The sequence below is a fragment of the Morococcus cerebrosus genome (genome assembly GCF_022749515.1).
Taxonomy (GTDB): Bacteria; Pseudomonadota; Gammaproteobacteria; order Burkholderiales; family Neisseriaceae; genus Neisseria; species Neisseria cerebrosa.
In genome coordinates this window covers 393,334-413,840 of sequence record NZ_CP094242.1, presented here as the reverse complement: position 1 = coordinate 413,840, position 20,507 = coordinate 393,334, and the positions used below count along the sequence as shown (strand labels likewise).

The window sequence follows — 20,507 nt, the reverse complement described above, 5'->3', positions numbered from 1 at the left end:
GCCGCAAGGCTTGTATTTGGTCGGTTAGGGTGTTAGGGAAGGTTGCCGAAATTCGGGGCGTGCCCTCTCCCCAGCCCTCCCCCACAGGGGAGGGAGCAGGTTGCAGCGGATTCAGGCGTTGCAGGTCGTCTGAAAAAGAATGCCCGAAATATCAACAGCAGGAATTTTTCAGATAGCCTTTATCGCAAGGCAGATGGAACAAACGCCGCGAGCGTTTTTTCAGACGACCTTTGAACCCATCGGTAGGGTGTGGCACGCACGCGGTGGGTTGGAGTTACAGGGAAAATGGGGAGCGCGTGCGTACCACACACACCCTACATGCGGGCTACGGCTTGCTGTTTTCCTTGCAAAACCCTTAATTCCAACAGCCACCCCATCCTCTCTCCCGTGGGAGAGAGTTAGAGAGAGGGCAACAAGCCGCAAGGCTTGTATTTGGGCAGTTAGGGTATTGTGAAAGGTTGCCGCAATTTGGAGAATGCCCTCTCCCCAGCCCTCCCCCACAGGGGAGGGGGTGGATTGCAGCAGGTTTTACGGTTACAGGCGGTTTGAAAAGCAACTTAGATTTACTGTCTTTGATTTCAGGTCGTCTGAAAAATAAAAAAGCAGCCAATACAACCTGATTAGTTTGCAGAACCCTTAACCCCAACAGCCCACGTCCTCTCTCCCCGTGGGAGAGAGTTAGAGAGAGGGCAACAAGCCGCAAGGCTTGTATTGAGGTGGTTAGGGGATTGGGAAAGGTTGCCGCAATTTGGAGAATGCCCTCTCCCCAGCCCTCCCCCACGGGGGAGGGAGCAGGTTGCAGCGGATTCAAGCGTTGCAGGCCGTCTGAAAAAGAATGCCCGAAACATCAACGGCAGGAATTTTTCAGGCAGCCTTTATCGCCAGGCAGATGGAACAAACGCCGCGAGCGTTTTTTCAGACGACCTTTGAACCCATCGGTAGAGTGTGTGCCGCAAGGCACGCACGCGGTGGGTTGAGGTTGCAGGGAAAATGGAGAACGCGTGCGTACCGCACACACTCTATATGCGGGCTAAGGCTTGCTTAAGGATTTATCATGATTACTTTAAAAAAAGATAGAAACTTAGTTTACATAAAAAACTGGTCTGACTTAGAAGAAATGGCTGGTTTTAGAAGAGAGATAAATCCAGAAGAAACCAAATTAAAAGAAATTATAGGTCAGTACAGTGGAGAACATGGAAAAGTTATATGTGGATTGAAAAATTGCCACACTCAACATCAAAATGGTTACATTGTAGTATCTACTGATGGGCATATTACAAATATTGGAAAAGATTGTGGTGAAAAATATTTTGGGGTTGATTTTAAAACTATGTCATCAAAATTAACTCAAGATATCAAAGACTACACTAATCGAGAAGAATTACATACCTTCAATTTAAACAACTTAAATGAATGGTGTGAGACACGACTTAAAATTGCAAAAAATATTAATCGATATATTAGTCAATTAAGAGATGGCAAAGGAATTCCAGAAACTGTTCGAAAAAAAATTTCAAAAATGTCTAGAGATAGGACTTATCAAATAACAATTGAAAGAGAACTGACAGAAAAAGAAAAAGCTATCTACGAAAATATAGGTAGGACCGAAATTAAATATATCGAAGAAAATATAGCTACAGTTTCTGGTATAGAAGCAATGTATGATCAGAATAATTTAAAACTTCTAATTACTGATACACTAAAAAAATTTATAGAAAATTTCCCAATAGATAAAATTGATTTATTATCATCTAAAGACTTAGCATATTGGGCAAAGGAAGTAAAAGAAATTCCAAATTTAAAAAATAAAATAGATACTGCTATTAAATTTTGCGTTAATTTCCTAACCTTTGAGAATTTATTGCCATTTGAAAAAATTATTGAGAAACAGGAGGAAGTTGCAGAATGGCATAACTTTCTCAATTCATTGAAAACATTACCTTCAGTTAAAATAGATTAACTTTAGACTTAATCCAACAGGAAACATCATGCCCAAACGTACCGACCTAAAATCCATCCTTATCATCGGCGCCGGCCCTATCGTTATCGGTCAGGCCTGCGAATTTGACTATTCGGGCGCACAGGCCTGCAAGGCTTTGCGTGAAGAAGGCTACAAAGTCATTCTGGTGAATTCCAACCCCGCCACGATTATGACCGACCCTGAAATGGCGGATGTTACCTACATCGAGCCGATTATGTGGCAGACGGTGGAGAAGATTATTGCTAAGGAGCGTCCTGATGCGATTCTGCCGACGATGGGCGGCCAGACCGCGCTGAACTGTGCGCTGGATTTGGCGCGCAACGGCGTGCTGGCGAAATACAATGTTGAGCTGATCGGCGCGACGGAAGACGCCATCGACAAGGCGGAAGACCGCGGCCGCTTTAAGGAGGCGATGGAGAAAATCGGCCTCTCCTGCCCGAAATCTTTTGTCTGCCACACGATGAACGAAGCCTTGGCGGCGCAGGAACAGGTCGGCTTTCCGACGCTGATTCGTCCGTCTTTCACGATGGGCGGTTCGGGCGGCGGCATTGCCTACAATAAAGACGAGTTTTTGGCGATTTGCGAACGCGGTTTCGATGCGTCGCCCACGCATGAGTTGCTGATTGAGCAGTCCGTCCTCGGCTGGAAAGAGTACGAGATGGAGGTGGTGCGCGATAAGGCCGACAACTGCATCATCATCTGTTCGATTGAAAACTTCGACCCGATGGGCGTGCATACGGGCGACTCGATTACGGTTGCGCCGGCGCAAACGCTCACGGACAAAGAATACCAAATCATGCGCAACGCAAGCTTGGCGGTATTGCGCGAAATCGGCGTGGACACGGGCGGCTCGAACGTGCAGTTTGCGGTGAACCCTGAAAACGGCGAGATGATTGTGATTGAGATGAACCCGCGCGTGAGCCGTTCGTCCGCGCTGGCTTCCAAAGCGACGGGCTTCCCGATTGCGAAGGTGGCGGCAAAACTGGCGGTCGGCTTTACGCTGGACGAGTTGCGCAACGACATCACCGGCGGCCGTACGCCCGCGTCGTTCGAGCCGTCCATCGACTATGTCGTGACCAAAATCCCGCGTTTTGCGTTTGAAAAATTCCCCGCCGCAGACGACCGCCTGACCACGCAGATGAAATCGGTGGGCGAAGTAATGGCGATGGGCCGCACGATTCAGGAAAGCTTCCAAAAAGCCCTGCGCGGCTTGGAAACGGGCTTGTGCGGCTTCAATCCGAGAAGCTCTGACAAAGCGGAAATCCGCCGCGAACTGGCCAACCCAGGCCCTGAGCGTATGCTGTTTGTGGCAGACGCGTTCCGCGCGGGCTTCACGCTGGAAGAAATCCACGAAATCTGCGCCATCGACCCTTGGTTCTTGGCGCAAATCGAAGACTTGGTGAAAGAAGAGCAGCAGGTAAGTGCAGGCTGCCTGCAAGATTTGGATTTCGCCGCCTTACGTCGTCTGAAACGCAAAGGTTTCTCCGACAAACGCATCGCGCAACTTTTAGGCGTAAAAGAAAAAGAAGTGCGCGAACACCGCTACGCGCTGAAGCTGCATCCCGTCTATAAACGCGTCGACACCTGTGCCGCCGAGTTCGCCACCGAAACCGCCTACCTCTATTCCACTTACGAAGAAGAATGCGAAGCGCGTCCTTCCGACCGTAAAAAAGTGATGATTCTCGGCGGCGGCCCAAACCGCATCGGTCAAGGCATCGAGTTTGACTACTGCTGCGTCCACGCCGCGCTCGCCCTGCGCGAATCGGGCTTTGAAACGATTATGGTGAACTGCAACCCCGAAACCGTGTCCACCGACTTCGACACCAGCGACCGCCTCTATTTCGAGCCGCTGACGCTGGAAGACGTGTTGGAAATCGTCCGTACCGAAAACCCGTGGGGCGTGATTGTGCATTACGGCGGTCAAACCCCGCTCAAACTCGCCAACGCATTGGTTGAAAACGGCGTGAACATCATCGGCACGTCCGCCGACAGCATCGACGCCGCCGAAGACCGCGAACGCTTCCAAAAAGTGTTGAACGACTTAGGCTTGCGCCAGCCGCCCAACCGCATCGCCCACAACGAAGAAGAAGCGCTCGTCAAAGCCGAAGAAATCGGCTATCCGCTGGTCGTGCGCCCGTCTTACGTCCTCGGCGGCCGCGCCATGCAGGTCGTCCACTCCGCCGAAGAGCTGCAAAAATACATGCGCGAAGCCGTGCAGGTATCCGAAGACAGCCCCGTGTTGCTCGACTTCTTCCTGAACAACGCGATTGAAGTCGATGTGGACTGCGTTTCAGACGGCAAAGACGTCGTTATCGGCGGCATCATGCAGCACGTCGAACAGGCAGGCATCCACTCCGGCGACTCCGGCTGTTCGCTGCCGCCTTACTCGCTCAGCGAAGAAATCCAAGACGAAATCCGCCGCCAAACCAAAGCCATGGCGTACGCGCTGGGCGTGGTCGGCCTGATGAACGTCCAGTTTGCCGTGCAGGACGGCGTGGTGTTCGTGTTGGAAGTGAACCCGCGCGCCAGCCGTACCGTTCCCTTCGTCTCCAAAGCCACCAGCGTGCCGCTCGCCAAAGTCGGCGCGCGCTGTATGGCAGGCATTTCCCTGCAAGAGCAAGGCGTGGAAAAAGAAGTCGTCCCCGATTTCTATGCCGTTAAAGAAGCCGTGTTCCCCTTCATCAAATTCCCCGGCGTGGACACCATCCTCGGCCCGGAAATGCGCTCCACCGGCGAAGTGATGGGCGTGGGTGCAAGCTTCGGCGAAGCCTACTACAAAGCCCAACTCGGCGCAGGCGAACGCCTGAACCCGACCGGCAAAATCTTCCTCGCCGTGCGCGACGAAGACAAACCGCTCATCGTCAAAACCGCGCAAAACTTCCAAGCCTTAGGCTACGGCGTCTGTGCCACACGCGGCACCGCCGAATACCTGAAAGAGCACGGCATCATCGTGCAAGCGGTGAACAAAGTGCAGGAAGGCCGCCCGCACATCGTGGACGCGATTAAAAACGGTGAAATCGCACTGGTGGTCAACACCGTCAGCAGCTCCGCGCAATCCATCGCTGACAGCCACAGCATCCGCCGCACCTCCCTCACCCAACGCGTGCCGCAATACACCACCATCGCCGGCGGCGAAGCCATGAGCGAAGGCGCAAAAAGCCGCGACCACCTGGGCGTGTACAGCGTGCAGGAGTTGCACGGACGGTTGAAAAACAGAGGCTGAATCTGAATCAGGTTTAGCTTGAAAAAAAGGTCGTCTGAAAATAAGGCTTATCTTTCAGACGACCTTTTGCCATCCGCCTCCCAAACTGCTAAACTATTTACATTATTTTTACTTGAGACATACGCACACATGAAAGACCCAGAGCAGAGCAGCATGACCGCCCGCCGTTTTTCGTGCGTATCGATATGAATCAGGCAGCTTGAGCGTTTCAGGCTGCCTTTTCGCGTTTGAACACAAAGGAATACAAAAATCATGGATTTCAGTTGGTTGGCAGAGCCGCATACTTGGATAGGCTTTGCCACGCTTCTGGTACTCGAAGTCGTCTTGGGGATAGACAACCTCGTTTTCGTCGCCATTTTGGCGAACAAAGTCAAACCCGCCCAACGAGACCGCGCGCGTATTACCGGTTTGGGGCTTGCGGTCGTTATCCGCATCATCATGCTCGGCTTCATGGCACACATCATGACCCTGACGCGCCCGCTGTTCCACATTGGTGGGTTGGACGTTTCCGGCAAAGACATGATTATGCTCGCGGGCGGCATCTTCTTGCTCTACAAAGCCACCACCGAACTGCACGAACGCCTCGAAGGGCATAACCAATTTGCCGTTGCCGACAGTCAGAGAAAACACGCGCGATTTTGGAGCGTGGTTGCCCAAATCCTGATTCTTGACGCGGTATTTTCCATCGATTCCGTCATCACTGCCGTCGCGATGGTCGATCACATCGTCGTCGCCATGGGTGCCGTTGCCGTTGCCATGACCGTCATGATTTCCGCCAGCAAACCGCTGACCGAATTTGTGGACAGGCATCCTACCGTCGTCATGCTCTGCTTGGGTTTTCTGCTGATGATCGGTTTCAGCCTCATTGCCGAAGCCTTCCATTTCCACATTCCGAAAGGCTACCTCTACGCCGCTATCGGCTTCTCCATCCTGATTGAAGCATTCAACCAAATTTCGCAGCGCAACAGCCGCAAAAACGACTACATTAGCAGCTCATGGCGCAAACGAACCGCCGAGAACGTCTTGGGCATGATGGGCATACGCGAAAGCGTGCTTGCCAAAGCGGGCGATGAAGCAGAGGATGATGGGCATTTCGAAGAAAACGAAAAATCCATGATACGCAGCGTCCTTACGCTTGCCGAACGTCCCATCCTCGGCGTGATGATTCCCCGCCGCGACATTGAGCGTTTGGACATCTCCCAAAGCCGTGAAGAGCAACACGCCCAACTGCAAAACACCCCGTACAGCCGCCTGCTCGTCGTCGGTAAAGCCGGCGTGGACGAACCGTTGGGCTACATCAACAAAAAAGACCTACTCGCCCAACTGCTCGAAACCGGCGAACTCAATATCCAAGCCGTCCTGCGCCAGCCACTAGTCCTGCCGGACAGTACGACTGCGTTGGGCGCGATTGAACTGTTCCGCCAAAGCAGCGCGGATTATGCTTTGGTAGTCGATGAATTCGGCGCGGTTTTGGGCATGGTTACCATGAAAGACCTGCTGGAAACCATTGCCGGCGAATTCCCCGAAGAGTTTGAACGCCAAGAAGAACCCGCCGTTCAAGAAAATGCCGATGAAAGCTTGACCGTGGACGGTTCGCTCGAATACGTCGAACTCGCGCCGCAACTCAACCTCCCGCCGCAAGAAGAAGATGCCGACTTCCACACTGTCGCCGGACTGATTATGGAAGAGCTGCAAAGCATTCCCGATGTCGGCGACTTTGCCGACTTCCACGGCTGGCGTTTCCAAGTCGTTGAAAAAGACGGTCAACGCATCGAGCGGGTACAGATCACCAAGCTGCCTGACGAAGGATAATCAAATTATCATTGTGAAATATAGTGGATTAACTTTAAACCAGTACGGCGTTGCCTCGCCTTGCCGTACTATCTGTACTGTCTGCGGCTTCGTCGCCTTGTCCTGATTTAAATTTAATCCACTATAAAAAGGTCGTCTGAAAACCTTAATTCAAGGTTTTCAGACGACCTTCTTTCATGCTTTCTAAATCAAACGCCTTTAAAACGCTTCGCCGACTTTCACGCCGCCGGCTGTGTCTTTAGGCGTAGCAAGTTGCGCGGTCATGGCTTGTGCGGCTTGGAAAGCGGGCGTTTGCATCACGGCTTGGGCGGCTTCCTTGCCCAATGTGTTCGCCATGTATTGCCAGCGGTTTGCCAAATCTGGATTGGCGGGGATTTGGAAGCCGTCGCGCAGTTCGTCCACGAGGTCGGGACGGTTGCAGACGAGGACGATGTCGCAGCCTGCCGTAAAGGAAGCGTTTGCGCGTTCTTTGATGCCGCCCGCTGCGCCTGCACCTTCCATCGTGAGGTCGTCTGAAAATATAACGCCTTTAAATCCGATGTCTTGGCGCAGGATTTGTTTGAGCCATTTTTCAGAGAAACCGGCGGGCTTGCCGTCAATTTGCGGATAAACGACGTGGGCGGGCATAACCGCCGCCATGCCTGCGCCGCTTAAGGCGCGGAACGGAATCATGTCGGCGGCTTCGAGTTCGGCAAGGCTACGCGTGTCTTCGGGTTGCACCAAATGGCTGTCGCCTTCGACGAATCCGTGTCCGGGGAAATGTTTGCCGCAGGATTTCATGCCGCCCCGGTTCAGACCTTTTTGCAGGGCAAGGGCGAGCTGGGTTACGGTGTCGGCGTTGTGGTGGAAACTGCGGTTGCCGATGACGGGACATGTTCCCCAGTCGAGGTCGAGGACGGGCGTGAAGGAGAGGTCTATGCCGCAGGCGGTCAGTTCCGTCGCCAATACCCAGCCGACCTGCTCGGCTTTTTCTTTGGCGGTGGCTTCGCCTTCGATGTCCCAAATCTGCCCTAAGGTGTTCATGGCGGGCAGTCGGGTGAAGCCTTCGATGAAGCGTTGCACCCTGCCGCCTTCGTGATCGACGGCGATGATGAGTTCGGGTGTGCGCAGTGCTTTGATTTCTTGAACCAGGGCTTTGAGCTGCCCGACGTTTTCGAAGTTGCGGCGGAACAAGATGACGCCGCCGATAGACGGGTCGAGCAAGCGTTGTTTTTCTTCTTCGGAGAGACAGTAGGCGGCGACGTCTGCCATAACGGGACCGCGCGGGATGGAATAGGGAGCGTTCATTTTTGGATTCCTTAAAATGTTTTCAGACGACCTTAAAGTATCGAAGGTCGTCTGAAAACGGGAAAACACATTAGGCAGCTTTGCCTTTTTTGTCTTTCAGTATGAAGATGAGGGCGGTCATGACGACGCCAGTGGCGAAAAAGCCCAGCCAAGCCGATTGCGTCATGCCCAACACGAGGTAGCCTGCCGCTGCCGCGCCTGCGACGGTCAAGGCATAAGGCAGTTGCGATGTAACGTGGTCGATATGGTTGCAATGCGCGCCGGTGGAAGACAGGATGGTGGTGTCGGAAATGGGCGAGCAGTGGTCGCCGCACACCGCGCCTGCCATCACGGCGGACATACACGGGATAACCAACGATGCATCGACTTTAACCGCCATCGCGGCGGCAATCGGCAGCATAATGCCGAACGTGCCCCAGCTTGTGCCTGTGGCGAACGCCATCACGCTGGCAAGCAGGAAGAGGATGACGGGCAGGAAGCCGGGATGGATGTTGTCTGCAACCAGCGTGGAGAGGTAGTCGCCGGTGTGCATTTCGCTGACGACGGTGCTGATGAGCCAGGCAAGAATCAGGATGGTAATCGCGCCGAACATCGAAGATATGCCCTGACGGACGGCTTTGGGATAGTCGGCGGCCTTGATGGTGCCGAGTGTGCAGAGGACGACGGCGAGTACGCCGCAAGTACCGCCGAACACCAGCGAAGTGTTTACATCGGTATTTTCAAACGCGCCCAAAATAGTGAAAGTTTCGCTTGCCTGCGCGCCTGTGTAAATCATGGCGGAAACGGTGGATGCGATCAACACCAAAACAGGGATAATCAGCGCGTAAACCCTGCCTTTAGGGCCGTCAGAGCCGGCGGATTCGTCATGGGTTTCCTGCAATGCCGCTTTTTCAAGGCGCGCCATCGAGCCGATGTCGAAAGAAAACCAAGCGACGACAAACACCATGATCAGGGCGAACAGGGCGTAATAATTCATCAGGCTCATGGCAACAAACACACCCATCGGCGTGTATCCGGTGATGTGGTAGGTAACGAGCAGACCTGCCAGCGTGGCGATAATCGATGCGCCCCAGCTTGAAACCGGCATCAGTACGCACATCGGCGCAGCGGTGGAATCAAGGATATACGCGAGTTTGGCGCGGGAAACTTTGAATTTGTCGGTAACGGGGCGGGCAATCGCACCGACGGCGAGGCTGTGGAAATAGTCGTCGATAAAGGTAACGAATACGAGGCAGGCAGTCAGCATTTTTGCGCCGCGCCGCCCTTTGATGTGTTGCTTCGCCCAATCGGCAAACGCCTGATTGCTGCCCGAAAAAGTTAAAAGAGAAGTGAAAATACCGAGCAACAATAAGAAAATCAGGATTTTAGGTTTTCCCAGCGACCAATCGCCGTCTGCCCAAGCCAGTCCGACCACCATGTCTTTCAGGTGTGTCAGTCCGTCAATCGGGCTGCCGCCGACCAAAAAGGCAACGCCGACCAAGATACCGATGCCCAAAGACAGCAGCACACGGCGGGTGATGACGGCAAGCGCCAATGCCAAAAACGGCGGCACGACGGATAAAAACGAATGTGAATAATCAATCAGGTGCATAATATTTTTATTAATAGGAAGTCAATCGGAGCGGAACGTTTTCAGACGACCTTTGAATGCGATTGTTGACAAAGCCAAAAGAGCAAAACCATCAAAAAACAAACAAATCAATCGGTTGCTAAAATTACAAAATACCCGCCACCTTAGGATGGCGGGTATTCTATCATTGAATGGCGCTTGCGTTGCACCTTATTGCAGGGTCAGGGCGAGGAAAAGCGTATTGCCGTCGCGCTGAACCAGCAGCGGCACATTTTTGCCCGCGCCTGCCAACGCGCTGCGGAAGCTCGATTCGTCGTTGACGCTGATTTGGCTGACGGCGAGGATTTCGTCACCGCGTTTGAGTCCGGCACGTTCCGCCGCGCCGCTGACGCGGGAAACAATCAGGCGGCTTTTGCCTGCACCTTCATCGACGCGCAGGGTCAGACCTGTATTATCGACGGTAAATCCGTCCGCCGGATTTGCCTGCTGCGGCTGCTCGGTAGCGCGAGAAGAAGTTTCGTTCTGCTCCGCCATGCTGCCGAGTTTGACTTTCACATTGATTTTCTCGCCTTTGCGCCATACCTCCAGCGTGACTTCCTTACCCGGCAGCATCGAGCCGACCATGACCGGCAAATCGCTGGAAACGCGCACTTCTTCGCCGTTGACGCTGCGGACGATGTCGCCCACTTGCAACCCTGCCTGCATGGCAGGGCTGTTCGGCATCACTTTGGCAATCAACGCGCCGCTGGCTTTGTCCAAGCCGAATGATTTCGCCAGATCGTAAGACACTTCCTGAATAATCACGCCCAACTGACCGCGCTGAACCTTACCGCTGGTTTTCAACTGCTCGGCAACATTCATCGCCACATCAATCGGAATCGCGAAGGAAATGCCCATAAATCCGCCGCTTCGGCTGTAAATTTGGGAGTTGATGCCGACCACCTGACCTTTCAGATTAAACAGCGGGCCGCCGGAGTTGCCCGGATTGATGGCAACGTCGGTTTGGATGAAAGGCGTGTAGCTTTCGTTCGGCAGGCTGCGTCCTTTGGCGGACACGATGCCCGAAGTAACGCTGTTGTCAAAGCCGAACGGCGCACCGATGGCGGCAACCCATTCGCCCGGTTTCAAATCTTTCGGATTGCCGATTTTGACGACGGGCAATTCTTCCGAAGCGTCAATCTTCAGCAGCGCGACATCGGATTGCGTATCCGATCCGATCAGCTTGGCGGTGTATTCGCGTTTGTCGTTGAGCAGGACTTTGATATTGCCCATGCCGGCAACGACGTGGGTATTGGTCAGGATATAGCCGTCTTTACTGATGATGAAGCCGGAGCCAAAGTTCAAATCCTCGTCGGCAGACTGGTCTTCCGGCATATCGGGCATATTCGGGACAAGGCGTTTGAAAAACTCGTAAAACGGGTCGTTGTCAGGGAACTGGCTCAAATCCATGCCCTGCTCTTCAGACTGCCCGCTGCCTGCGGAGCGTCTCGCGGGAGAAGCTTGGATATTGACCACCGCCTGGCCTTCGTTTTGCACCAATTGAGCGAAATCGGGCAGCAGCATGCCGACGCTGCCGTTATCTTTGGAAGGTTCGATTCTTTGTACGAATTCTTCGCTTTTACTGTCGCCGCCGAAGAAGCTGCTGATTTTGTCACAGCCGCCCAAGGCCAGCGCAGAAGCCGTTACCAAAGCAAAGTATCTGTATTTGTTCATTTTTTCGCGCACCGCGTTTCCTTTTCCGAATAACGGATTGTGTTCTTGCATCTTAAAAACATGGGGTCGTCTGAAACTTTTATCGTTTTCCAACCCGATAAGGTCGAATTTTACCTTTTGCCCATATTTTTTCAAGCATTTCATTTTAAATAAAAAAATGCCGTCAGAAATTTTAACCTGATAGAAAGGTTGTTTTGTTGATTGTTTACAATTTATCAATGTTTACATCAACTTCGCGCCATACTCGCACAAATCATTAATGATGCACTTCCCGCATTGCGGCTTCTGCGCCTTGCAGGTGTAGCGTCCGTGCAGAATCAGCCAATGATGCGCATCCATCAAAAACTCTTTCGGCACAAAGCGCATCAGCTTGTCTTCCACCTCGCGCACATCCTTGCCCGGCGCGATTTTGGTACGGTTGGACACCCTGAAGATGTGCGTATCGACCGCCATGACGGGATGGCCGAACGCCGTATTCAACACCACGTTTGCCGTCTTGCGACCCACGCCTGGCAACGATTCCAAAGCCTCGCGGTCTTCCGGCACTTCGCCGTTGTATTTTTCCAGCAGGATGCGGCAGGTCTGCATGATGTGTTTGGACTTGGTTTTATAAAGCCCGATGGTTTTCGTGTATTCCATTACGCCGTCCAAACCCAAATCCAACATCGCCTGCGGCGTATTGGCAACCGGAAACAGCTTTGCCGTCGCCTTATTCACGCCTACGTCGGTCGCCTGCGCCGACAGCAAAACGGCGATCAAAAGCTCGAAGGGTGAATTGAAATGAAGCTCGGTGGTCGGATGGGGATTGGCAGCGCGGAAACGCTCGAAAATTTCTTGGCGGATCTGTTTGTTCATGGGGGTACGGGTAGGATTTGTGTGTGTCTTTATCGTTTGCCCGATTATAACGCAAAAGGTCGTCTGAAAATGCCAACCGCTTTTTCAGACGGCCACTTAATATTCCCGGATCCCTATTCTTACGTTATATTCCATCCCTTTTAAAAATGAAGGTCGTCTGAAAATATGTTGGGCAAACTGGATACTTGGCTGATGGAACACCCGAAACGGGATGATTTGCACGGCTGGCGGCGTTTTGCGGTCGAATTCTGGTTTTTCGGACTGAAAGAAGCGCGCGCCTGTTTGTTTGCAGGTCTGTTTTTCATTGCCATGTTCCTGATTCCGAAAACAGGCTGGCTGGGGGTTTCACGCTATGACCTGCTGCTGATTTTTGCAGTCTCCGTGCAGGTTGCGATGCTGTATTTCAAGCTGGAAACGTGGGACGAAGTGAAATCGATTACGCTTTTTCACTTGGTGGGCTTTGCTTTGGAGTGGTTCAAAACATCGGGCGACATCCAGTCTTGGAGCTATCCGGACGAGGCATACACCAAAATCGGCGGCGTGCCGCTGTTTGCAGGCTTTATGTATGCGGCGGTCGGCAGCTACATCATTCAGGCTTGGCGGCTCTTTAATATCAGAATCAAAAGCCATCCGCCGTATTGGTTGAGCACATTGTGCGCGCTGGCAATTTACGTCAATTTTTTCACTCATCACTATCTCGGCGACTACCGCTGGTATCTCGCCGCATTCGCACTCGGGCTGTATGCGCGGACAACGGTTTTATACACGCCCTATGACACTACCCGAAAAATGCCGCTCCTGCTGTCTTTCGTCCTAATCGGTTTTTTCATTTGGCTAGCGGAAAACTTAGGGACTTTGTTCGGCGTTTGGCGTTATCCCAACCAAATCGGCGCATGGGCATCGGTACACATCAGCAAATGGAGTTCGTGGGCTTTGCTGGTGATGATGACGTTTACCATCGTGGCGAATTTAAAACACGTCAAACACACCATCAGCGTTTCTAAAGATTAATGTTCGATACTGCGAAAAGGTCGTCTGAAAATGCCTCTTCCGCTTTTTCAGACGACCCCTTCCCTATTCCGCTTACGCTTCCTGCGCATCCACATCCACCGACCATCTGATTTTGCCGTCGCGGTTCTGCTGCAACACCTGCACCCACAAACTCACGGCGCGGTGCAAATCCTGTCGGGATGTCGATTCGAGGAAGATTTGCGCGCGTTCGCGTTCGGCGAGGCGCACCATCAGCATGGGGGCTGCGCCGAACTGGGAGACGCTTTCAGGCAAAAGCGGGGCGAGGGTTTCTTTGGCGGCGTTGAGAAATTCCATCGCATCGGCAACGCACGGCGCGTCGGCGCGGACGGCGGTCTGAAAACCGAAGGGCGGCATGGCGAACATTTGCCGCTCGTTCAATTCGTTTTCGGCAAACACGGCGTAGTCCTGCGCTTTGACGGCGGCGAAGACGGGATGTTCAGGCAGTTGGGTCTGTATCAGCACCTTGCCGGGTTTGTCGGCGCGCCCCGCCCTGCCGGACACTTGCATCAGCTCGGCGAACAGCCTTTCCGGCGCGCGAAAGTCCGCACTGTACAGGCTGCCGTCGGCGTTCAATACGATAACGAGGTTGAGCCGCGCGAAATCATGGCCTTTGGCGAGCATCTGCGTGCCGACCAGAATGTCGATTTCGTTGTCGGCGATACGGCGGTACAAATCCGCCCAGTCGTTTTTGTGCGCGGTGCTGTCCCTGTCGACGCGGACGACGGCGGCCTTGGGCAGGAAGGCGCGCAGGGTTTCTTCGACGCGCTGCGTGCCGTGGCCGACGGCGGTCAGGTCTTGGTTGCCGCAGTCGGGGCATTTGAACGGGATGGGTTCGCGGTGGTCGCAGTGGTGACAGCGCAGTTGGCGGGCGCGTTGGTGCAGCACCATTTTGGCGGAGCAGTTCGGGCAGCCGAAGGTATGGCCGCAGTCGCCGCAAAACAGCGCGGGCGCGAAACCGCGACGGTTGAGGTACACCAGCGACATGCCGCCTGCTTCAAAGTTCTGTTTCAAAAGCTGCAAGGCTTGCGGCGAGAAGCCGTTGTCGAGTTTCAGACGGCCTACGTTGAGAATATCCACTTGCGGCAGTTGCGCGGCGGTATGGGCGCGTTCGGTCAGTTGCAGCAGACGGTACGCGCCGCTTTGCGCCTTGTGCCAGCTCTCCAGGCTGGGTGTGGCGCTGCCCAACACGACGGGGCAGCCGCTCTGCTTCGCCCGCCACACCGCCAAATCGCGGGCGTGATAGCGCAATTCGTTGTCCTGTTTGAACGAGCCGTCGTGTTCCTCATCGACCACAATCAGCCCGACATCAGGCAAAGGCGTGAACACTGCCAGCCGCGTGCCAATCACCAACTTCGCCTGTCCCAACATCGCGCGCAGATAATCCTGCGTGCGCTTGCCTGCCGCCATCTGGCTGTGCAACACGGCAGTCGGTACGTCGGCAAAACGGTTTTCCACCCGTTTCAAAAGCTGCGGCGTGAGGTTGATTTCCGGCAACAGAAACAACACCTGCCGCCCCTGCGCCAACACTTTCGCCATCGCATCGAAATACACTTCAGTCTTGCCGCTGCCGGTGATGCCGTACAGCAGAAACGGTTGAAAACTGCCGAAGGTCGTCTGAATTTCATCGGAAGCTCGTTGCTGGTCGGCGTTGAGCTGAAATTCAGACGACCTCAATACAGGCTTTGCCGCTTCCGTCGTTTCAATCCAGCCCTGCTCCGCCCAATCCTCAATTAATTTCGCCGCCTGCGCGTTCACCTGCTTCAACGCCGCCATCGTCATCCCGCCCGACAGCAGCGCGTCCCACAAAGCCGCTTTTTTGTTGAATCGCGCCGGCGGCGGCGTTTGCGCCCTGCCCGCTTCGTTCAACGCATAAAACAACGGCGGCTGCGGCATTTCCACCGCGCGCGTTTCCTTCAAACCCTGCGGCAGCGCGGCAAACACCGCCTGCCCCGTCGGATAGTGGTAATAACGCGACGTAAACGAGAGCAAATCACGCCAGTTTTCAGGCAGCGGCGGCTCGTCCAAAAAGGTCGTCTGAACGCCCAAAATCCGCGCCGCATCCATATCGGGCGCAATATCCGTTTCCCACACAATCCCGACCACGGTCTTGTTGCGGAAAGGCACAAGCACCCGCGTTCCCTGCGGCAGCGGCTCGGAATGGGAATAAGTCAAAAGGCCGTCTGAAAGCGGCACGTTTACGGCGATGCGGTGGTAGATCATACAGGCAGGCAAATCATTTTTTTGCGTATTTTAACAGCCGAAAGCTATTTTCAGACGATAAATTGAGCCTCAATACAATGCAGGCATGACAGAGGTTTGATACAATGCGGTTTTCTTGACACACGCCTATACTTAAAAATGAAAACCAAATTAATCAAAATCTTAGCCCCCATCGCTCTGATCTCACTGACCGCGTGCGGGCAAACGCCCGTTTCACAGGCAAATGCAGCGCCCTCTTCAGCCGCCAAGCCCGCCGCCCCCGTACAAGGCAAAGTCGGCGAAGCCTTGAAAGCCCGCCTCGAAAAAATTTACGAATCCCAAGGCCTGAAAGTCATCAGCGTCAGCGAAACCCCTATTCAAGGCATTTATGAAGTCGTCGTCAGTGGCAAACAAATCATTTACACCGATGCCAAAGGCGACTATATGTTCGTCGGCGACCTCATCGACGTCAACACGCGCAAAAGCCTGACCGACGAACGCGCCGCCGATTTGAACAAAATCGACTTCGCCTCCCTGCCTTTTGACAAAGCGATTAAAGAAGTGCGCGGCAACGGCAAGCTGAAAGTCGCCGTCTTCTCCGACCCCGACTGCCCATACTGCAAACGCTTGGAACACGAGTTTGAAAAAATGACCGACATCACGATCTACAACTTCATGATGCCGATTCCGAGCCTGCACCCCGATGCTGCGCGTAAAGCCGAAATCCTGTGGTGTCAGCCTAACCCGACCCAAGCCTGGACCGACTGGATGCGCAAAGGCCAATTCCCGAGCGGCAAAGCCAATTGCGAAAATCCCGTTGCCGAAACCACTTCTTTGGGCGAACAATTCGGCTTCAACGGCACACCTACCCTCGTCTTCCCGAACGGCCGCAGCCAAAGCGGATACAGCCCCATGCCGCACCTCAAAAAAATCATCGAAGACAATCAGAAATAAGATTGGCTTCAAGATACGGCAAAGGTCGTCTGAAAACCTTGTATATCGGTTTTCAGACGACCTTTTTCTTTAATTATAGTGGATTAAAATAAAAATGAGACAAGACGGCAACGCCCGCCGTGTACAGGTAGTACATAAGGGCGTTGGCAACGCCGTATCATTGCAATTTTAATCCACTATATCAGACAAATCCCGTTTATTTCACCTTAGTCGCCATCAACGTATGCAACCGGCGGTTGTCGGCGCGGGCGACAGTGAACTGCAAACCGCCGATCATGACTTTTTCTCCGCGCACGGGCAGGTGTCCCAATTCCTGAATAACCAGTCCGCCGATGCTGTCGGCTTCTTCGCTGCTGTAATCCGTACCGAAAAAGGCGTTGATGTCTTCGATTTCGGTTACGGCGTTGATACGCCAACGCTCGGTGGAAACGGCGTGGATATTGTCCGCGCTTTCGTCTTCGTCAAACTCGTCTTCGATGTCGCCGACGATTTGTTCGATAATGTCTTCAAAAGTTACCAAACCCGACGTGCCGCCGTATTCGTCGATAACGATTGCCATGTGGTTGCGCTGCTCGCGGAATTCTTTCAAAAGCGCGTTCAGCGATTTGCCTTCTGGTACGAAAACGGCGGGACGAAGGATGGATTTGAGGTTGAACTGCTCGGGATTAAACATGTATTTGAGCAGGTCTTTGGCGTGCAGGATGCCGAGGACTTCGTCTTTGTCTTCGCCGATGACGGGGAAACGGGAATGGGCGGTTTCGATGACGTAGGCAGTGATGCGCTCGATGCTGTCGTTTTCTTTCAAAACGTTCATGTGGCTGCGGGTAATCATGGCATCGCGCACTTCCAAATCGGCAAAGTCGAGGACTTTTTCCAGCCGCAAAAGTGTATCCGCGTCAAACACTTCCTGCTCGTGCGCCTGCCGCAGCAGGCTGAGTACGTCTTCGGCGGAATCGGGTTCGCCGGCAAGTCGGGAAATCAAACGTTCGAAAAATGTCGGTTTCGACCGGGTGTCGTCCATTTCAGTATTCGTCCTCTTGGTAGGGGTTGGGATAACCTGCCGCCTGCATCAGGCGGATTTCGAGCGCCTCCATTTCTTCGGCCTCGGCCTCTTCTATGTGGTCGTAGCCCATCAGGTGCAATGTGCCGTGCATGGTCAGGTGGGCAAAGTGCTGCTCGGCGGTTTTGCCCTGCTCGGCAGCTTCTTTCAATACAACTTGCGGGCAGATGATCAAATCGCCGCAAAGCTCGTCTGAAAACTGATCGGGCAGGATTTCGCCTTCGTTCAAGGCAAAACTCAACACATTGGTGGCGTAGTCTTTGCCGCGGTAATTGCGGTTGTAGGCGCGGGCTTCTTCTTCGTCCAGAAGAATCAGGCTGATGTCGGCGCGGCGGTATTCGTTTTTCAACGCCGCCCATGCCCAGCGGTAGAAATCGCGTTCGCTCGGAAGATTGGCAGCGGTTGAGGCGTTTTCAAAATTCAGGCAGAAACGTTGCCGCTGCAACGATAAGAAGGGATATTTTTTGGCGCGTTTCATGCTGTAAGGCTGTTGGGGTTAAAATGTTTTTAGAGAATAAGTTTTATTTTACGGCAGTATGAACTAACATCATGCCGACAGACCCTATATTCCGTTTCTTGCGGTCTGTCGAAATCGGCATTTCAATGCCGGTACACATTATAGTTTATTTCGTTGCAACAGATATAGTGCAACGGCTTCTCCGACAGCTTCGCAGCGGAATACCTTTATCAACCACGGTAATTGCAAATGAACAAATTTCTTTTCCCCATACTGATTGCCCTGACAGCCTGCTCCCCGCAAAACAAAATCGAAACGTCTGCTGCCAAACCGACGGAAACTCCGGTCGAAAAAAACAGCGGCGATACGGTCAAAATGACAGGGACAGTCCATTATTCGCTCGAACAGGCGGAATTTACCGCCAATGGTAAAACCTATTTCATCAACGGAGGCGAAAGCCTGATGGACCAAGTAGAAAAAAACCGCCTGAGTTCCGGCTCATATAACGTTACCCTGAACAATGTCTGCATTCAGGGAAAAGTGCTGACCAAAGAACAAAACCAAGGCAACGGATTCGGTCCTTTGGGCAAGTACAGCCAGGCGGTTAGCGTAGAAAGTTTGTGTTAGACTGTCGAACTTCCCGCCTCATGAATTAGAAAATCAGAAACTGCAAATGAACCCGAAAAAACTCGTTATCGCCAGCCGCGAAAGCCTGCTTGCCATGTGGCAGGCAAAACATATCCAAGGTCGTCTGAAAACCCTGTATCCCGACTGCGAAGTCGAAATCTTGGGCATGACCACGCGCGGCGACCAGATTTTGGACAAAACCCTGTCGAAAATCGGCGGCAAAGGCCTGTTTATCAAAGAGTTGGAACAAGCCTTACAGGACGGTCGCGCCGATTTGGCAGTACATTCGATTAAAGACGTGCCGATGGATTTGCCCGAAGACTTCGCCCTTGCCGCCATCGGCGAGCGCGCCAATCCGTTTGACGCGTTCGTATCCAACCAATACGCGCGTTTGGAAGAAATGCCCAAAGGCGCCGTCGTCGGCACATCCAGCCTGCGCCGCGAAGCCCAGTTGCGCGCCCGCTATCCGCACTTAGTCATCAAACCCCTGCGCGGCAACGTGCAAACCCGCCTGTCCAAACTCGACAACGGCGAATACGATGCCATCATCCTCGCCGCCGCCGGATTGCAGCGTTTGGAACTGGACGAACGCATCCGCCTGATTCTCTCCGAAGCCGACAGCCTGCCCGCTGCCGGACAAGGCGCGTTGGGTATCGAAATCGCCGCACACCGCACCGACCTTCTCGACGTCTTGAAACCCTTAAACCACGACATCACAAACGCCTGCGTAACCGCCGAACGCGCCCTCGCCCGCGCTTTGGGCGGAAGCTGCCAAGTGCCGCTTGCCGCGTATTGTACCGAAGAAGACGGCCTGCTTACCCTGCGCGGGCTGGTCGGACATCCCGACGGCTCGGTAATCTTGCAGGCAGACGCGCAAGCCCCCGCCGCCTACGCCGACGCGCTCGGACGCGCGGTCGCCAAAAAGCTGGCGGACGACGGCGCGCAGGAATTGATTGAAGCCGTGTTGAAAGAACAAGCCGAATAAATCGGTTAGCAAGAAAAGGTCGTCTGAAAAACGTATTTGGTTTTCAGACGACCTTCTCTTATGGTTCAAATAATTTTTATTTCTTCGCCGCCCTTCTCGCGCGGATGACTTCGACCACGCCCGGCAGGATGGAAATCACGATAATCGCGACCATCACTAAAGCCAGATTGTTTTTGACAACCGGAATATTGGCGAAGAAATAACCGGCATAGGAAAACGACAAGACCCACAATACCGCGCCGATGATGTTGTAGCGGATGAAAGTGCCGTAGTGCATGCTGCCCATGCCTGCGACAAACGGGGCGAACGTCCGCACAATCGGGACGAAGCGGGCGATGATGATGGTTTTGCCGCCGTGTTTTTCGTAGAAAGCATGGGTTTTCTCCAGATACGACTGGCGGAAGATTTTGGAATCGGGGTTGGCAAAGAGTTTGCGCCCGAAAAACTTGCCGATCATGAAATTGGCGGCATCGCCCAAAATCGCGGCAGCCAAAAGCAGCGCAATCATGACATAAATATTCATGCTGCCGACCGCGGCAATCCCGCCCGCGGCAAACAGCAGCGAATCGCCCGGTAGAAACGGCGTAACCACCAAGCCGGTTTCGCAGAAAATAATCAAAAACAACACCGCGTAAATCCATACGCCGTATTGCGCGGAAATCTCGACCAAATGCTGGTCGATGTGGAGGATAAAATCAATAAGGGTCGAAATCACGAAATCTTCCTGAAATGAAAAAGACAGGGGTCGTCTG

15 protein-coding genes and 1 pseudogene are annotated in these 20,507 nt (G+C 53.4%); 7 read left to right on the top strand and 9 right to left on the bottom strand.

Going from position 1 to position 20,507, the window contains the following annotated elements; genetic code table 11:
• The first annotated feature begins 1,054 nt into the window (after positions 1-1,054).
• The 3 genes from MON37_RS01935 to MON37_RS01925 all read left to right on the top strand — a co-directional run bounded on the left by MON37_RS01935 (position 1,055) and on the right by MON37_RS01925 (position 7,016).
• On the top strand, positions 1,055-1,960 hold the full coding sequence (locus tag MON37_RS01935) for a hypothetical protein (RefSeq protein WP_039406715.1): 906 nt from the start codon (positions 1,055-1,057) through the stop codon (positions 1,958-1,960).
• Positions 1,961-1,988: 28 nt separating this feature from the next.
• Positions 1,989-5,204 (top strand): carbamoyl-phosphate synthase large subunit, encoded by a 3,216-nt coding sequence (gene carB, locus MON37_RS01930; RefSeq protein WP_039406717.1) that lies wholly within the window; start codon positions 1,989-1,991, stop codon positions 5,202-5,204.
• A 252-nt stretch (positions 5,205-5,456) separates the two neighbouring features.
• A complete protein-coding gene (locus tag MON37_RS01925) occupies positions 5,457-7,016 on the top strand; it encodes a TerC family protein (protein ID WP_039406719.1) in 1,560 nt (519 codons plus the stop codon).
• An 18-nt stretch (positions 7,017-7,034) separates the two neighbouring features.
• Here MON37_RS01925 and MON37_RS12395 read toward each other — a convergent pair.
• The 5 genes and pseudogenes from MON37_RS12395 to nth form a co-directional block, all read right to left on the bottom strand.
• Positions 7,035-7,142, bottom strand: a pseudogene (locus MON37_RS12395) (IS5/IS1182 family transposase); the annotation flags it as partial.
• A gap of 72 nt (positions 7,143-7,214) precedes the next feature.
• Positions 7,215-8,303, bottom strand: a complete 1,089-nt coding sequence (gene nagZ / locus MON37_RS01920) for a beta-N-acetylhexosaminidase (protein ID WP_039406721.1) — start codon at positions 8,301-8,303, stop codon at positions 7,215-7,217.
• Between the two features lie 70 nt (positions 8,304-8,373).
• Complete coding sequence (locus MON37_RS01915; protein WP_003758218.1) at positions 8,374-9,894, bottom strand: Na+/H+ antiporter NhaC family protein; 1,521 nt, start codon at positions 9,892-9,894, stop codon at positions 8,374-8,376.
• A 189-nt stretch (positions 9,895-10,083) separates the two neighbouring features.
• Positions 10,084-11,637, bottom strand: coding sequence for a DegQ family serine endoprotease (locus tag MON37_RS01910; RefSeq protein WP_052242818.1), 1,554 nt, complete (start codon positions 11,635-11,637; stop codon positions 10,084-10,086).
• A 171-nt stretch (positions 11,638-11,808) separates the two neighbouring features.
• The gene (gene nth, locus MON37_RS01905; protein WP_003758214.1) at positions 11,809-12,441 is read right to left on the bottom strand and encodes an endonuclease III; all 633 of its coding nucleotides are present in this window, start codon (positions 12,439-12,441) and stop codon (positions 11,809-11,811) included.
• 165 nt (positions 12,442-12,606) lie between these two features.
• Here nth and MON37_RS01900 point away from each other — a divergent pair, with 165 nt between their 5' ends.
• The gene (locus tag MON37_RS01900; RefSeq protein WP_039406723.1) at positions 12,607-13,452 is read left to right on the top strand and encodes a DUF817 domain-containing protein; all 846 of its coding nucleotides are present in this window, start codon (positions 12,607-12,609) and stop codon (positions 13,450-13,452) included.
• 72 nt (positions 13,453-13,524) lie between these two features.
• Here MON37_RS01900 and MON37_RS01895 read toward each other — a convergent pair whose 3' ends face one another.
• On the bottom strand, positions 13,525-15,693 hold the full coding sequence (locus MON37_RS01895) for a primosomal protein N' (RefSeq protein ID WP_039406726.1): 2,169 nt from the start codon (positions 15,691-15,693) through the stop codon (positions 13,525-13,527).
• A gap of 138 nt (positions 15,694-15,831) precedes the next feature.
• Between MON37_RS01895 and MON37_RS01890 the strand changes: the two genes are divergently transcribed.
• Positions 15,832-16,626: a DsbC family protein gene (locus tag MON37_RS01890; protein ID WP_039406729.1), complete on the top strand. Its 795-nt coding sequence runs from the start codon at positions 15,832-15,834 to the stop codon at positions 16,624-16,626.
• Positions 16,627-16,822: 196 nt separating this feature from the next.
• On the opposite strand, the gene MON37_RS01885 is transcribed toward MON37_RS01890, so the two are convergent.
• On the bottom strand, positions 16,823-17,647 hold the full coding sequence (locus MON37_RS01885) for an HlyC/CorC family transporter (protein ID WP_039406731.1): 825 nt from the start codon (positions 17,645-17,647) through the stop codon (positions 16,823-16,825).
• A 1-nt stretch (position 17,648) separates the two neighbouring features.
• A complete protein-coding gene (ybeY, locus tag MON37_RS01880; protein ID WP_039406734.1) occupies positions 17,649-18,164 on the bottom strand; it encodes an rRNA maturation RNase YbeY in 516 nt (171 codons plus the stop codon).
• A gap of 228 nt (positions 18,165-18,392) precedes the next feature.
• On the opposite strand from ybeY, the gene MON37_RS01875 reads away from it, so the two are divergent.
• Both MON37_RS01875 and hemC read left to right on the top strand, forming a co-directional pair.
• Positions 18,393-18,770 carry a hypothetical protein gene (locus MON37_RS01875; protein WP_039406737.1) on the top strand — a complete coding sequence of 126 codons (378 nt, stop codon included), beginning with the start codon at positions 18,393-18,395 and terminating at the stop codon, positions 18,768-18,770.
• 46 nt (positions 18,771-18,816) lie between these two features.
• Positions 18,817-19,755, top strand: a complete 939-nt coding sequence (gene hemC / locus MON37_RS01870) for a hydroxymethylbilane synthase (protein WP_039406740.1) — start codon at positions 18,817-18,819, stop codon at positions 19,753-19,755.
• A 76-nt stretch (positions 19,756-19,831) separates the two neighbouring features.
• Here hemC and MON37_RS01865 read toward each other — a convergent pair whose 3' ends face one another.
• Positions 19,832-20,470, bottom strand: coding sequence for a DedA family protein (locus MON37_RS01865; RefSeq protein WP_039406743.1), 639 nt, complete (start codon positions 20,468-20,470; stop codon positions 19,832-19,834).
• Positions 20,471-20,507 lie beyond the last annotated feature (37 nt).

Excerpts from the sequence above, each read along its gene's own strand:
- MON37_RS01935 (WP_039406715.1), top strand. The coding sequence starts at position 1,055 with ATGATTACTTTAAAAAAAGATAGAAACTTAGTTTACATAAAAAACTGG.
- carB (WP_039406717.1), top strand. The coding sequence starts at position 1,989 with ATGCCCAAACGTACCGACCTAAAATCCATCCTTATCATCGGCGCCGGC.
- MON37_RS01925 (WP_039406719.1), top strand. The coding sequence starts at position 5,457 with ATGGATTTCAGTTGGTTGGCAGAGCCGCATACTTGGATAGGCTTTGCC.
- nagZ (WP_039406721.1), bottom strand. The coding sequence starts at position 8,303 with ATGAACGCTCCCTATTCCATCCCGCGCGGTCCCGTTATGGCAGACGTC.
- MON37_RS01915 (WP_003758218.1), bottom strand. The coding sequence starts at position 9,894 with ATGCACCTGATTGATTATTCACATTCGTTTTTATCCGTCGTGCCGCCG.
- MON37_RS01910 (WP_052242818.1), bottom strand. The coding sequence starts at position 11,637 with ATGCAAGAACACAATCCGTTATTCGGAAAAGGAAACGCGGTGCGCGAA.
- nth (WP_003758214.1), bottom strand. The coding sequence starts at position 12,441 with ATGAACAAACAGATCCGCCAAGAAATTTTCGAGCGTTTCCGCGCTGCC.
- MON37_RS01900 (WP_039406723.1), top strand. The coding sequence starts at position 12,607 with ATGTTGGGCAAACTGGATACTTGGCTGATGGAACACCCGAAACGGGAT.
- MON37_RS01895 (WP_039406726.1), bottom strand. The coding sequence starts at position 15,693 with ATGATCTACCACCGCATCGCCGTAAACGTGCCGCTTTCAGACGGCCTT.
- MON37_RS01890 (WP_039406729.1), top strand. The coding sequence starts at position 15,832 with ATGAAAACCAAATTAATCAAAATCTTAGCCCCCATCGCTCTGATCTCA.
- MON37_RS01885 (WP_039406731.1), bottom strand. The coding sequence starts at position 17,647 with ATGGACGACACCCGGTCGAAACCGACATTTTTCGAACGTTTGATTTCC.
- ybeY (WP_039406734.1), bottom strand. The coding sequence starts at position 18,164 with ATGAAACGCGCCAAAAAATATCCCTTCTTATCGTTGCAGCGGCAACGT.
- MON37_RS01875 (WP_039406737.1), top strand. The coding sequence starts at position 18,393 with ATGAACAAATTTCTTTTCCCCATACTGATTGCCCTGACAGCCTGCTCC.
- hemC (WP_039406740.1), top strand. The coding sequence starts at position 18,817 with ATGAACCCGAAAAAACTCGTTATCGCCAGCCGCGAAAGCCTGCTTGCC.